The organism is Paenisporosarcina sp. P4_D4, from assembly GCF_056401835.1.
Map to the genome: position 1 here is coordinate 1 of NZ_JBFUIO010000063.1, position 14,041 is coordinate 14,041.

Annotated in this window: 10 protein-coding genes; 5 read left to right on the top strand and 5 right to left on the bottom strand. The window is 36.4% G+C overall.

From position 1 onward, the window contains the following. The 3 genes from AC1DSL_RS12640 to AC1DSL_RS12650 form a co-directional block, all read right to left on the bottom strand. On the bottom strand, positions 1–691 hold a 691-nt coding region (locus AC1DSL_RS12640; protein WP_477532435.1), incomplete at its 3' end, for a hypothetical protein. A gap of 1,188 nt (positions 692–1,879) precedes the next feature. Further along, positions 1,880–3,211, bottom strand: a complete 1,332-nt coding sequence (locus AC1DSL_RS12645) for a hypothetical protein (RefSeq protein ID WP_477532436.1) — start codon at positions 3,209–3,211, stop codon at positions 1,880–1,882. A 1,570-nt stretch (positions 3,212–4,781) separates the two neighbouring features. Beyond that, complete coding sequence (locus AC1DSL_RS12650; protein WP_477532437.1) at positions 4,782–5,702, bottom strand: LCP family glycopolymer transferase; 921 nt, start codon at positions 5,700–5,702, stop codon at positions 4,782–4,784. A gap of 183 nt (positions 5,703–5,885) precedes the next feature. On the opposite strand from AC1DSL_RS12650, the gene AC1DSL_RS12655 reads away from it, so the two are divergent. The 3 genes from AC1DSL_RS12655 to AC1DSL_RS12665 all read left to right on the top strand — a co-directional run bounded on the left by AC1DSL_RS12655 (position 5,886) and on the right by AC1DSL_RS12665 (position 9,588). Further along, positions 5,886–6,146, top strand: a complete 261-nt coding sequence (locus AC1DSL_RS12655) for a hypothetical protein (protein WP_477532443.1) — start codon at positions 5,886–5,888, stop codon at positions 6,144–6,146. 230 nt (positions 6,147–6,376) lie between these two features. Next, positions 6,377–7,624 carry an ATP-binding protein gene (locus AC1DSL_RS12660; RefSeq protein ID WP_477532438.1) on the top strand — a complete coding sequence of 416 codons (1,248 nt, stop codon included), beginning with the start codon at positions 6,377–6,379 and terminating at the stop codon, positions 7,622–7,624. A gap of 380 nt (positions 7,625–8,004) precedes the next feature. Further along, entirely contained in the window at positions 8,005–9,588 is a 1,584-nt protein-coding gene (locus AC1DSL_RS12665) for an S-layer homology domain-containing protein (RefSeq protein WP_477532439.1), read from the top strand. 85 nt (positions 9,589–9,673) lie between these two features. On the opposite strand, the gene AC1DSL_RS12670 is transcribed toward AC1DSL_RS12665, so the two are convergent. Further along, on the bottom strand, positions 9,674–10,354 hold the full coding sequence (locus AC1DSL_RS12670; protein ID WP_477532440.1) for an LbetaH domain-containing protein: 681 nt from the start codon (positions 10,352–10,354) through the stop codon (positions 9,674–9,676). Positions 10,355–10,617: 263 nt separating this feature from the next. On the opposite strand from AC1DSL_RS12670, the gene AC1DSL_RS12675 reads away from it, so the two are divergent. Continuing rightward, entirely contained in the window at positions 10,618–11,094 is a 477-nt protein-coding gene (locus tag AC1DSL_RS12675; RefSeq protein WP_477532444.1) for a competence protein ComK, read from the top strand. A gap of 225 nt (positions 11,095–11,319) precedes the next feature. Here AC1DSL_RS12675 and AC1DSL_RS12680 read toward each other — a convergent pair whose 3' ends face one another. Continuing rightward, positions 11,320–11,799 (bottom strand): sigma-70 family RNA polymerase sigma factor, encoded by a 480-nt coding sequence (locus AC1DSL_RS12680; protein ID WP_477532441.1) that lies wholly within the window; start codon positions 11,797–11,799, stop codon positions 11,320–11,322. A 439-nt stretch (positions 11,800–12,238) separates the two neighbouring features. Between AC1DSL_RS12680 and AC1DSL_RS12685 the strand changes: the two genes are divergently transcribed. Beyond that, entirely contained in the window at positions 12,239–13,213 is a 975-nt protein-coding gene (locus tag AC1DSL_RS12685) for a YecA family protein (RefSeq protein WP_477532442.1), read from the top strand. Positions 13,214–14,041: the final 828 nt, after the last annotated feature.

The window sequence follows — 14,041 nt, forward strand, 5'->3', positions numbered from 1 at the left end:
CAATTAAATCCTCCCAAAAAGGCCATCCACTATTCCATTCATTTAAATCGCAGACATAACTATAGTTATAATCCTCGTCTTCTTCTGCTATCCCTATAAATCCATAACGATGTAAAATCGAATAATGTTCGTGAAAATTTTTAGCACCTAAATTTGTTACACTTTGTATCTCATTTAAAGGTATAACTTTTTTTGTATTCCCCATTACTCTCTGGAGCATAATGATAAAAACTTTACGGTTATCTGGGGTCAATTTCTTAAGCTTGTCTATCCATTCATTTACTTCGGTTATCATATCTTTTAATTCATTAGGATTGTTTCCCCAGTTTAATACAGTATTTATTTTACTTAGAGATTTAGGATAGAAACTAATTTGTTTACTGGTATGGTCTTCAACTGATTTGTGAAGTTTTTCTACGATGTCTTCAAATTTACTTTCATGTGATTTTTTAATCTGTTGTAACCTTTCCAGTGAATATTCACTAATATTATCAGTTACTTTATGATGTTTATAGCACATTAGCATTAAGTTACTAAATTTTCTTCTGTCTTCATTATTTTGATTAATATTAAATCTTTGACCATCAGGCATAGCAGCTTCAATATGGCAAACTTGACCAATAAAAGTTCCGTCAGTATGAATCATCCTTTCATTACAATCAGGAAACGCGCATTGATTACCAGACTTCAAATACAATTCTCTTAATACGGTAGATGTAGGAGAAAGTCGTTTCACCTCTTCTATTTCTATATTAATCACCCCTAAATTTACTATTAATATAAAAGAAAACATGTAAATATATATAGTTAATGTCCACTATGTCATTAATCTATATTATTTAAATTTAATTGATTACCATGACAATTTCTATATATTTCTTGTATCTTGTCTTCGTTAATAATTACTTCTAATGTAGAGTTTCCAACTAAGTCTACCGAATTTGATACGTCCTGGATTATTTTATTAAAAATATTAGAAGAGTCTTTACAATCACTTGGCAGAATAGAATTTTCTAGAGCTTCAACTGCTAATTCTGAACCACTTCCATTTACAACACTTTCAAAGTTATGAAGGGACAAATCGAAATCATTTTTACTTTGAAAAGAATAAATGAATGTACTTCCCGATGTAGGATCAATTCCACCAAGTGAAAATTCAATAGTTACATGTTTATTTTCTGGGTTAGATTTATCAAATTCTTTTTTAAAAGATTTAAAGGTTTTCTGGCATAAAAGTATGATTTCCTTTAAAGAATAATTAGGGTGTACATTATTAATTATGGAATTAACTACTCCCTGACATTCAATACCTTGTGTTGCAATTATAATTTTAGGTGTAATTTTGAATATTTTTCTTGCGTTGCTTGACTCAATGCCAATAAATTTTCCAGTATGAGAATCGATATAGCTCCTTTGAGTATCTGTAATGAATATTACGTAATCTTTAGTACRATAACCAATAAATAATGTAATAAAATTCCCTCCCTTTTACCACTAGAATTGAAAAGCGTGTACTGTCTAAAAATTGATAAATAATTAAATCGGGTACCTGTGCAAAAAACAAATCAGATTATTTACGACAACTGTATATAGAATTTCAGAAGAGTTGTAAGAGTAGGGTTTTCCAAGTTAATTACTGCATAATTCCTCGTCTATGTAAATTGTCATAATTTAAGTGGTGCCACCCATGACAACTCCGGAGAAGTTTTTTAGTTAACAATTTTGATTTTTATCATGTATTTGCTTTTTCATTCTTTGAACTTACAAATATTATCTAAAAAAATTTTGATGAGTGGCACTTTAGATGGTGGTTGTATCATTCCACTTTCCTTCCCGTGCCGCTCACGAATTAGGGACATTTGTTTCTGACACTGTGGTACTAGGATTTGTTTTCAGATGTCGTTTCAATTAATGTAAGATCATTATCTGACTTTTGACGTTTTCCAAAGAGCTGGTTCTTTATATGGGTTGAAGACGTCACCTTAATCTTTTCTAAAGAGCTGATTTGCATTTGAACTTCATCGATGGTGATAAAAGGTAATTGTTTATGTAATTTCTGATGTTCTTGATATTCAATTAATAGAGTGGAGAATAAATCATTTAATTCCTCGTTGTTTATGGCAATAACATGGGGAATCAGTTGCGAGAGTTGTGATTTGGGAGAGATAATATAACTTTCACGAACAAGTATCATCTCCTTTAAAAGTCGTTCAATGGTATGCAATGTCAATTGATTTTTATTATTGTGATATGCAAAGAAAATTAAAGTGTAATATTCGTTCGTTAGATAAATTGCGAGATTTTCGATTTCCATCTTGGTATTTATAGGAAGGTTATCTGGAGGCTTGTGAAACACTGCTTTCTTATAGTAAATAAAAAGGTGTTCAAGGAATTTATGCTTATATAGATTCGATGAAGTACCGAATGTATTGATTTGCCCAATTACCCGAGTCAAGTTGGTAAGACGGATATAGTCAAAGCTTGGATACTTATGGGTATTATCAAATATACTGAGTGCTTCTAGCAGCCAACGATCTTGTATTTCCGAGTAACGGTACATTTGAAAGAATTCATGTGATAATTCTTTTGTTTTACCAATACTTTCTCTATAGATATAAGGTACTGGTATTTTATATTTACGGTGACGTTTTCGATTCAGTAATTTCGAATATTTATAAATAATGGATTTTGGACCGAAAAGTTCTGCGAAAGCTTCGTTGCTATCGCTAGAATATGTATTGAAGTAATGGATGATATTGCTAGACATTTTTTTATGGGTTCTCGATCCATCATTGACCTTTGAAATGATATCCGGTCCGTAGGTCGTAGGCTCGTTACTGTTATAGTAAAGCCCCAAGATTTCTTGTTCATAAATCTGCTTTTTCACCCTTTTACTCTCGACGATTATATAGGTAAAGAAATAGTAAATAGCAAAAATCAATGACACTATCAGCGACCAAAAATGTAACAACCTGAAATTATAGTTCGGCACAATAATCAGAAACAGGGAAGCCACGTTAATAAGGGCAAAAACAATCAAAAGGTAATAAACACGAATAAATCCCCAAATCTTATATTTCCTCAATAAAAACTTCCCATAGTCTATACCCACGACATTTTTCATTTCCGCCAATGAAGTCAGTCCAATAACCGTCATGTTGATGGCTATAATAGCAAATATAAGGCTGGTGTCAAAAATAATTTTTTCCATGTTCGTACTCCTTTTACAAAAACTAGTTTTAATTATATCTTATTAATTAGATATATAGAAACCTGAATTTTAATAACACAGCAAGTATGTAAGGAGATAAGACTAAGGTTGTTATAAAAGTGATAATTTAATCGGGTACCTGTGCAAAAAACTATTCAGATTATACACGACAATTGCATGAAGAATTACTGCTAAGTTGAAATGAATGGATTTTTCAAGGTGGAAACTGCATAATTTATCGTTGCTGTAAATTGTCATAAAATAAGTGGAGCCACCTATGATAATTTCGGATAAGATTTTTGGTGAATAATTATGATATTTATACTTTTTATGCTTTTTTTCGTTCACATGCAAATATTACTTATTAGTTATCCTGGGTGGCTTCTTGAAAAATCAGGTGCCTGTGCGAAGAATAAAAAACGGGTATCTGTGTAAAAGTTATTATGATTATAAACTTCAATTGCATATGAGTAAGCCTCAAATAGTCCCCACCTTCAAGTGAACATTTCATCATGAGATAATTCTCTCAAACGATATCTTGGGAGGATTTCATTGAAACTAGAAGAACTAAAGGCGATGTGGACAGAACAAATCCATCAGTAAGAAGTGATTGAGATGTCAGAAAAAGCGTAGTTTAAAGAACAAGCATTCTCCATGGATAGTCTGCGTTACTGGTTGAGAAAACAAAACGAGGACCAGGTGATTCAAACTTCCTCCACATAGTGGATGGTTTACGATGTAAAAGAAGATGGAATTGTACGATCTTCCACTCTGACCTTGCGTATTCAAAACGCGAAATCAAAGTACCTGAACATTTCAATCAGAGTTACTGGGCGAGATTTTGGACGTACTTCAAAGTAGATGCTGAATATAGCGAAGGTCGAAAGGGTCTATCTAGCACGGGGAGTGACCAACCTTAGGTAGAGCTTTCGACTGTTAAAGTGAATCCTCCAAATTCTGAATCTGATTCAGATAATTTGGATGAAGAGTGCATTCCGAAAGCGTATTTGACGAGACCAATCATCGTCGTGCGGATGCGACCGGAATTTTTTCGGTTGATTGACGGGAATCAGTGGGCGGCGAAGGCAAGGTGCTTGAGCGTGAAAGAGTTACCAGCTTATTACTTAACCAAATTGCAGCACCGGCAGTTTTTTACATTCAAAGAGGCAGATCGGATATATGTAGACTAGTGGTACGACAAGTTGGAGATGAGAAGAAAGACGGTGGGCAAAGGGTGTTGTCGGGAGTATGCGGCATAAAAAATTGCTCCAATGCAGGTAACTGTGTTAAAAACAGTTCAGATTATGATTTATAAGTGAATAAAATAATTTAGGATTTCAGCTACAAATACGTTTTGGAGTTTTCTTCATCACGACAACTAAAGGTAAGAAGCTAGAGATTGAAGTAGCTTACTACGACAGAAAATCGAAGAAGTGGAAATTCAAAAAGTTTAAATAATCTCAGAAAGATTCTCCCAAGGTGGTTGCTTGGGAGAATCTTTTTTACATTTACAACTTACCATAATATGTAAAAACCCTACCCAATAACTTAAGGGTGGGGCGTAATGAATTTATTTAATTTCCAAATGCTCTTTCAAGAAATCCTGCTTTTCAGCAAGTTCAGCTTCGTTCATATGGTAATACCAGACTCCGTTTATTTTACCACCCGTACCCTTTTCAAAATATAGTTGATCAACTGTTCCTATTGCATCACGATAATTTTTCTGAACATCTATCATTTCATCAAACGTCATATTAGTTTGAACGTTCGAGCCTAGTGCATTAAAGATACTTCGATAGTTTACTAGACTTTTGACTGATGCCCCTTCTTTCAAAACTGCTTGTATGACTTGCTTCTGACGGTGTTGGCGACCGAAATCTCCAGATGGATCTTCATAGCGCATACGCACATACGACAATGCTTCTTCTCCATTCAACGTGAGATTGCCAACGGGGAAATCATAAGAATCTACAGAGAAATCAAGTGTGTTGTCTACACTTACGCCACCTACTGCATCGACTATATCTTCAAAACCTTCCATATTCACTTGTACAACATAGTCAATTGGAATGTCCAAAAGATTCTCTACAGTTGCTAACGACATTTCGATTCCGCCAAAAGCATAGGCATGATTGATTTTATCCTTGCTGTCTCTTCCGATAATTTCTGTATAAGTATCACGAGGAATACTCACCATTTTTGAAGACTTGTCAGTTGGATTGACTGTCATGACGATGATGGTATCCGAACGGCCTGCATCACCCTCACGCTCATCCACACCAAGCATCAACACTGAAAATGGGTCTTTTTCTTCTAGTTTGATTTCGTTCTCTCGCATATCAGAAACTTCGCGATCGATTGGACTATGAATGTCTTTCAAAGTTGATGTGAAACTCATATACACGTTTAAAAGATAAGCGCCACTTAATAACAGTACAATACCAACAACCCAAGGCCATTTTTTCTTCTTCTTATTATCTGAACGCTTCATTCAAAATCCCCCATTATTTTCCTGTTAAAAATGTAGTAAGAGCAGACGCCCACAGTGCGGTTCCATTCATTTGGACGGCTATTTTTTATAAACTATAAATTTTTTTAAATAAAATTAATTCCCATCATTACAAAATTTTCTCTCGTTTCTGCGCAAAAGCTAAGTAGATTACTAGGAGATGACATAGACAATTCAAGAATTTTGATATATCAAAATGGTATTGAAAGTATTTCAAACAATTTTATTTTTGGAATTGGACCAGGAAGCTTTAGTGAATTATATGGAATTTCAATGCATAATATTTTTTTCTCAATATGGATTGAGAACGGTATTATTGCGTTAGTATCAATTCTTTTAATTTATTGGATAGGAATTGGTCAGTTAATACGATACGGGGATAAGTTTAATAATCTTCTTCCTACAATAATAATAATTGTTGAATGAATTGAATGAATAAGCTACCCCCTAATCTTGTTACAATCTGATTGGCGGGAGTTTATTTTTATAGTCCTCTTACATTTACAAAGCATAATCAGCACACCAAGAAACCTTCGAGCTAATCTTTGAGAGAGAGGAGCAATAGGCATTTATTGCTAGAATATATAGTCGAAATAGTCTCATAAAGAGTATAATAGACTAATTGAAGTATTAATGAAAATAAAAGGTGTGTATCCGTGAAGCATATTAAACAAGATAGAAACCAAAAACTATATTACCTCACCGCATTTGTTGCCACCCTTCTGATGGTGATTGGAGTTTTGTTCTTCAATCCGAGATCTATAGGAACGGACCCTGGATACATTTTTCATAGTTCATTAGTCGTATTATTGTCAGCGGGTTTGTTTATCTATCCGAAGTATGAAAGCCATTTTTTTAGAAAAATCATTATTACAATCGCGTCTATTTATTTGTACATGCTTTTCTTTTTATATCCTGATACATGGTCGTCTTTTACGTTGCTATGTTTTATTCCGGCGTTTTCGATCTTGTTTTTCGATTCRAAGCTGTTTTATTTCACTTTTGTCATCAATTTCCTGTTGATTACGTTGACGTTCATTTATATTATTTTCTTCGACCAAGGAAATGAGTTTGCGCATATCAAGTTGGACGTATTCGGGAATATTAATAATTTCATGGGGACACAAGTCATTCTCTATTTCATTTTTCATTTAACTTCTCAAAGAATCAAAAAACAGCAAATGTATTATGAGAGATTACAGCAATCAGAAAAACTGAAAACAACCGGCCAATTAGCAGCCGCAGTCGCACATGAAATACGAAACCCTTTGACGGTAGTAAAGGGATTATTACAGTTTTATGAAACGAACAACTCTTTCAGCAAGGAAGGGAAATCGCACTTATCTTTGATGATTGATGAGCTGAAGACGGCGGAACATGTTTTATCCCAATTTTTGGCCATCGCAAAACCGGATGAACATCAACACATGGAAACCGTAAATGTCCGTGATGCCTTGCAAAGTGTGACCGGTTTGCTCATGTCCTATGGACTTTACCATCAAAATAAGATCGACTTGCAAGTGGATGAAGACCTATACATAACGGCCAATACCATTGAATTTAAACAATTATTCATGAACTTAGTGAAAAATGCAGTTGAAGTTTCTACTAATGATGATTTTGTTGTCATCAGGGCAGAGCAAAAAAACAATGAAATTATTATAAAAGTAATTGATGAAGGTTTTGGCATGTCAGAAGAGCAGGTACAAGCCTTGGGTACTCCATTTTACTCATTAAAAAGTAAAGGGACCGGACTCGGACTCATGATCTGCTTTAACATTGTTGAAAAATACAAAGGAACAATTCGATTCCAGAGTGCAGTGAATCAAGGTACAACTGTGACTGTGCGGTTTCCAATGTATGCTTCAGGTGGATTAATTAAAAAGCAGGAAGCGTGGGTATAATCACCTAGTGCTTTCTGTTTTTGTTTTTGAATTTAACCAAAGCAGATTCTTTCGTTCAACCAATTCCAGATTTTCTCGAAAGGTCACAGTAAATGCTGCAGAGCAGATATCTTCGTCATTCAATCTCCTCCAAATAGGCTAATCTAAATTAATTTATATATGAAATTAAAAGGTATGAAAAGGAAATTTTCATTAAAAAAGGCTTTTGTGATGGCATGACTCATGTGGCTTAGTACCATGGCACTCGTGACACTTCTGCATGTTCTTATATATAGCAATTGTTATGACGGTTTATATTACCAAAATAGGCCAATGGAAACGAGTAAATGTCTTGTACTCCCTTTATAATGAATTGAGTTTAATAAGAGAGGGAGTTTTCATTGAAAAAGTTATTACTTGTCTTGATGGCAATGTCATTAAGTCTTTCGATATTTATTTATCCATCCAAATCAGCCAAAGCAGCAGGATTTCCTGATGTTTCTAGTTTCAAGAAAGAAATTGAATATCTGACTCAACTAAAAGTAATCAATGGTTACAAAGATGGCACATTCCGTCCATCCGTGAAACTTACACGTGCACAAGCGGTTGTGATGATCATGCGTTCAATTGGCATGCCGGAGAATGTATGGAACTTAAAAGATCCAGGATTCCATGATGTCATGCAATCTAGTTTCGGTTATAAAGAAATTGCTGTGGCGGTGAGTGCGGGGATTATTAATGGTAAAAGTACAAAATATTTTGATCCGAATGGTAATATTACGAGAGCCGAGATGGCTAAAGTGTTAGGCAATGCGTATGAGCTGGAAGGGGAGTTTCAGCCTGGATTCAAAGATGTCTCTGCTGATTCATGGGCACATCCATACATAGGATCATTAGCAGCCAACAATATCACCGTTGGCTATGAAGATGGAACCTTCCGTCCATCACAACCGATTGACCGTGCACAATTTTCTGCTTTCCTGGCACGAACGATGAAACCGAATTTCCGTCCGTCCACAGGAAAACCAGCACATTCCATCGTTGATTTGACCGTGGAATCAACAATCGTAGATATGGTGAAAAATCCGGACAAGCCGATTATTTACTATATCGACGCGAAGTCAAAATCACTCATCATGTTAAACGTGAAAACGGAAGCCAAAAAGGTTGTGGAACTGACACATCCTGCCGAAAAGCTTGTTATTAAAAATGGCAAAATTTTTGTTACGCAGCTAATCCAAGCAAGAAGTCCGTATAACTTCATCGAGACGCAAAAAGGACTCATCAATGTGTACGATGCTGATAATCTTTCATTGCTGAAAGAAGTAAACGTAAACATTGATCCTTTTGACATAGCTGTAGATGATGAGGAAACGCTGATTATTTCATCTGGCTCTGACCAAGGCATAAGTTCAGAGATTCATACGTATAACTGGCAAACGTCAGAACATCTTTCATCTGCGAATATTTTCCCGCAACAATTGATTGAACTGTCACCGACCCAAAACAAAATCTATACGGTTGCTAGTTCGCATTATACCGGGAAAATGGAAACGTTTAGTTTAATTGATGGAAAAATCAAGAAGGAAACTATGGTGCCTCGATTCTTTGACACCATGAACTTAAGGGGCTTTGTCCAAATGACCCCTGACGGCAAGGTGATTTACAATGGTAATGGTACAGCTTACGCATCAAGCGACGTGCCTTCCGAAGATCTGGCACCACTCGGCAAACTGGCCACTCCATTTACTACGATGACGTTTGATGAAGCAGGAAAGGACATGTATCTTGCTGATCGCTCGGCAGTGATTTCCGTTTATAAATACGGTACATTCGACCCCACTTCTTCATTGCGCGCTTATGGCAAGGTTGATCGTCTAGTTTATGTAGAGGAAACAGAAGAACTATATGCATTCACTAAATTTAAGCTCGAAAACTCTAAAACAGAATCTATTTTATTGGAACGGTTTAAACTTGGAGAATAATCGATAAAAGGTGCCCTTTCCCTCTGACTGAAGTCATGGGGAATAGGGCACCTTTTTCTAATACCAATACTAAAATACATGTCACTCAATGGGTATAGGCAAGCCCACATGAACAACGATTTGTCCCGAATAGTAGATGATAAGAAGATGGGAATTCTTGGTTCACACGCTGCACTTCCATTGCAAATTCTTCGCTGTCCTTTGGTACTTGTGAAAGCATATTTGCTTTTTCTTGCGTATCAATATGCGCTCCGGGTGGTACGAATCGATTTGGTGGAATTCTTACACCGTTGGTTACAATCGCATCGTAAGATAGGAAGGCTCCTTCTTCGACGATGGCATTATAAACCATGGCCCTGAATCCAACAAATACGTTATTTCCAATGAAACAAGGCCCGTGGACAAGTGATCCATGTGCAATTGTGACTTCATTTCCAATGAAAATCGAATAGCTGTGATTTCCCACCAAATAATGTTTATTTAATAAACCATGTAAAATGACGCCGTCCTGAATATTGACATTAGACCCAATATGAAAAGGTGTTCCATCATCCGCACGGATACTAACATTTGGAGCAATATAGACGTTATCTTGAATGACAACATCACCGATCACACTGGAAAATGGGCTAATAAATGCTGTTTCATCAATATGTGGGTAACGCGGAACCGGATGAAATGAAGTGATGGGACTGGCACTGATAAATGGTTTGAAGCAATTGGAAGACTCATTTGAAAAAGGTTGGAAACMGTTGTTCTTACTCAATTTATCACCGCTTTCATAGTTTGCTTTTTAGTCATTTTATGTGAAATAAAATGAAATAGAATTAATTTTCGAAGGGGTGGTACTTTTCAACGGGAAACAAAGGTACCTATCTAAGAAAAAAAGACCTCACAGAATATAAAATAATCTGATTAAAATTAATAATTCAGTTAATTTACACTATACAATTATCTGGTAATTTAGTAGAATTTAACTATAGGAGACGCAAAGGAGAATTTATTCTGAGAAACTGTGATTCTAATTTAATCGACAATCAAGCCTTATTGCTTGAGCCTGTATTTACAGGGAAGTATAAATCAAAAATCGTGACAACTCACGGGACATATTATTCTAAAATGACTGTTCATGAATTACTGAATAATGCATGCATTCGATATGCTTCTACAATGGAAGGCCGGATGCAGGCGACGAGGATTTTTATGAAATATCCCAATAAAACGCCAATCCTCATCGAACCGACGGAAATCGGCGCATTTCCGACGATGTCCTATCAACGTCAAGATTGTGTCTGGCTGTTCAACCACCCCTTCGTCGTAGAAGAGTTTGAAAAGGGGAAATGTCTGGTGACGTTTCCAAATGGGATGTCCATTACCGTCCATGTTTCCAAACACATCCTTTTGAAACAACAGCAAAGACTCCACTTCACCTTAGATACTTATCGCTTTATCCACCGACAAAAGAAACCTTACATACGAAGAGATTCACCACCCACCGATGAATAATCACATAATTTACTCATAAATACATCCAACATGCATAGCGTGGTTTACCGATTGCCAATTTGCTGAAAAATAAAAGTTGTCTCCTATTCCTTTTATGATGAAGCAAACTTGTGCTACAACCATTTGCATGACGAATTAAAGATTGAGGCTCTACTCAAAACTCTTGCATCCACATTGTTGGATGACAGGTTTATAATAGAACCTCGTTGAAGGTTGAAAGCAGGTTTATGTTGTCATCAGTTGTTTTAGTTTAGCCAAAGTACGCTCTCTTCTTTTTTTGACTCCAGCTTTCGTAATCCCTAAATGCTTGGCCACTTCGTCCTGTGAACTCCCGATCATGTATAACAAATGAATAAGCTGTTGTTCATGGGGCTGCAACCGAGACAAGGCTTCACTCAATTGCTCCCAATTTTCCGATACCAAAACGGGTTGGTTCAATAAAAGCTCCAGCGTATGATCTTCTGCTGGCATAAGCAATTCTTCGGTCGTCGCTTTTTTCAATTCATCCAGTAAACTTCCATAAATACTTCGATAGGCAAAAGGTGCAAAGTCTCCTTTAGTCTTGTCATAGCGTTTCCACGCCTGCCAAAGCCCAATACGCCCGGCTTGTATGAACGCATCATGATTTTTATAAATACGGAGCTTGCGTAAACATGCATGAATCATTGGTTCAAACTGATTTAACACTTTATTAAAATTGTCCATTTTTGAGCTGCCTTGCCAATGTGCACATTAGGGTTATTCCTAGGTAGCCACATTGTAGGGCATCCATAAAATCCGTTCCAATCAGTGTTTTGAACGTTTGTCTCATAMAAATTTACTCTTTACACTAGAGTGAAAATCTTAATTGATGTAACAGAAGTGCAGGAAGAAACACATTGGTCGAAAATCACGAGTTATTTTTTTGATCCAGGAAATTGAAAGATTTCGGCTTTACGTGACAAAATACGAAAAGAGAAGATGTTACACCTCTCGAAGAATTAAACTCAGTCAATAGTATTGTTAAACGAAGTAAGATGAGGAGTTTTTAATTAACGAGACAACAATAAAATTCTGTATTATCCATGCTTCTACCTCAATTGTATCTAAACAAACACATATGTTACCCTTATTAGTAGAATGAGTAAGAAAAGGGTGACCTATTATGGTAGGAAGAAATGATGCCTGTCCTTGTGGAAGCGGGCTAAAATATAAGAAATGTTGTGGCAAGACGAATGTCATCAATCTATCAGATGTGGTAGATGGTGAACTCGAACGCATAATGGAAGGTTTTGCGAACGAGGGGCTCGGTCCGCGTACTTATGGTGAGCTGGACGTGCGTGTACGGAAATGGATGTCAGAGCTTCGTTCGATTTTTGAACCGGAATTAATCGAAGCCATCGCTATGGATAGTTACTATTATCTGGAGCAATCGGAATTATGGACGAGCTTTGTAGAGAAGCAAATCACGAAGCAGCGCAGACAACAAGTAATTGATGTGTTGACGGATTGGAAACATCCTTTCTTGCTCCTCGGCGAAGTGACGGGTGTACAAGGAGACCGATTGGTTGTGCGTGACTCGTTAAGTAAAGAGGACTATACATTGCCAGGTGGAGGATTGAACTCCGTCATTGGTGAGTGGTTATTTGGCATTGTCTTGCTTGATCCACGAGAAGGTGAGCGAGGTCTAGTCGGAACGAGTGGTATTGTGTTCATACCGAAAAGCCGATCTTCTTTAGTTGAACAACTGGTAGGAAAAATGAAAGCGAAAGACGTAGACTATCTAGATTTATACGCGTCATTCGGTCACGTCGAATCTCTGTTTTCCTTCACGCCTTTCCAAAGTAGAATCATGCATATGGCTGCACAATATATGGATCAGCACAGTCACGACAAAGAAATGGTCGAAAAACTGCTGAGTGCCTTTTTGTTGGAACATGGCGTCAAAGCAAAGAAACCGGAAGCTGTGGCTGCTGGTGCTATTCAAGTGGCATATGACTTCGGGCTGGTGGGTCCTGTTTATTCAACGATGAAAGAACTCGCTACTTATTTTGATGTTTCATCCGCAACGGTCGCAAAATACAGAGACCAAATAGGCGATTTCCTTTTGGAGGCAGCTTCGACAAACAATAAGGATTGAACATCTCTCTAGTACATTCTACTTGACGAACCGTGAGGAGAAGTACTTTAAATTGTTCATGTAGGTTATTTAGTCATATCTCCTAATCCAAAGAACATAACTATAAATTGATAAAACGATTCTATTTAACCACATAAATATTTCTTAATTTATTCTATGATATTTACAATGTATACGGGATTAGGGGATGATGCGCGTGGTAATGTTTTGGCGCAGGTGTTGTTTGTTTTATCAGAAAGCGTTGTTAAATGGGGCTGTCTGTCCTAACCTTAGGAACGAGATTATCAATAAGATTGAAATGCACAGTAATAAGTTAAATAAAGCGAGAAAGCTATTGGATTGATGGCTAGTAGTAGGGTTAAACAGTGAGTTCCAGAACGTATATCGAGGAAACTGAAGAACTGTTTGCATTCACCAAATTTAGCTCGATGAATCGATAATTGAAACCACTATTTCGAAACGATTTATATTTAATGAATAAACGATAAGAAGGTGTCCTTTTTCTCAGTGACTAAAGTCAAGGAGGAGAAGGACATCTTTTTCTTAAATGGGGTATTTGTTCAAATAGCCATTGCAAGCCACTTTATTTAGCTCTCTAATCTCAAGTTATTATTCTGAATCTTCTAACTTTAAGTTGCCGTTTACCTAGATTTAAAGTAAAATTTTACATGTATTGCAAACGCTTGCATATATTAATCAATGCATAAATTCAGCTAGAATCTCCTTCTTTCAAATGTGATATGTAAGTGCTTTCGATTTATTTGTGCAAACGGTTTCACAACGAGTGGTGGGTTCAAATCTAACCAAGAAAGGGAGGCGGACTAGCAT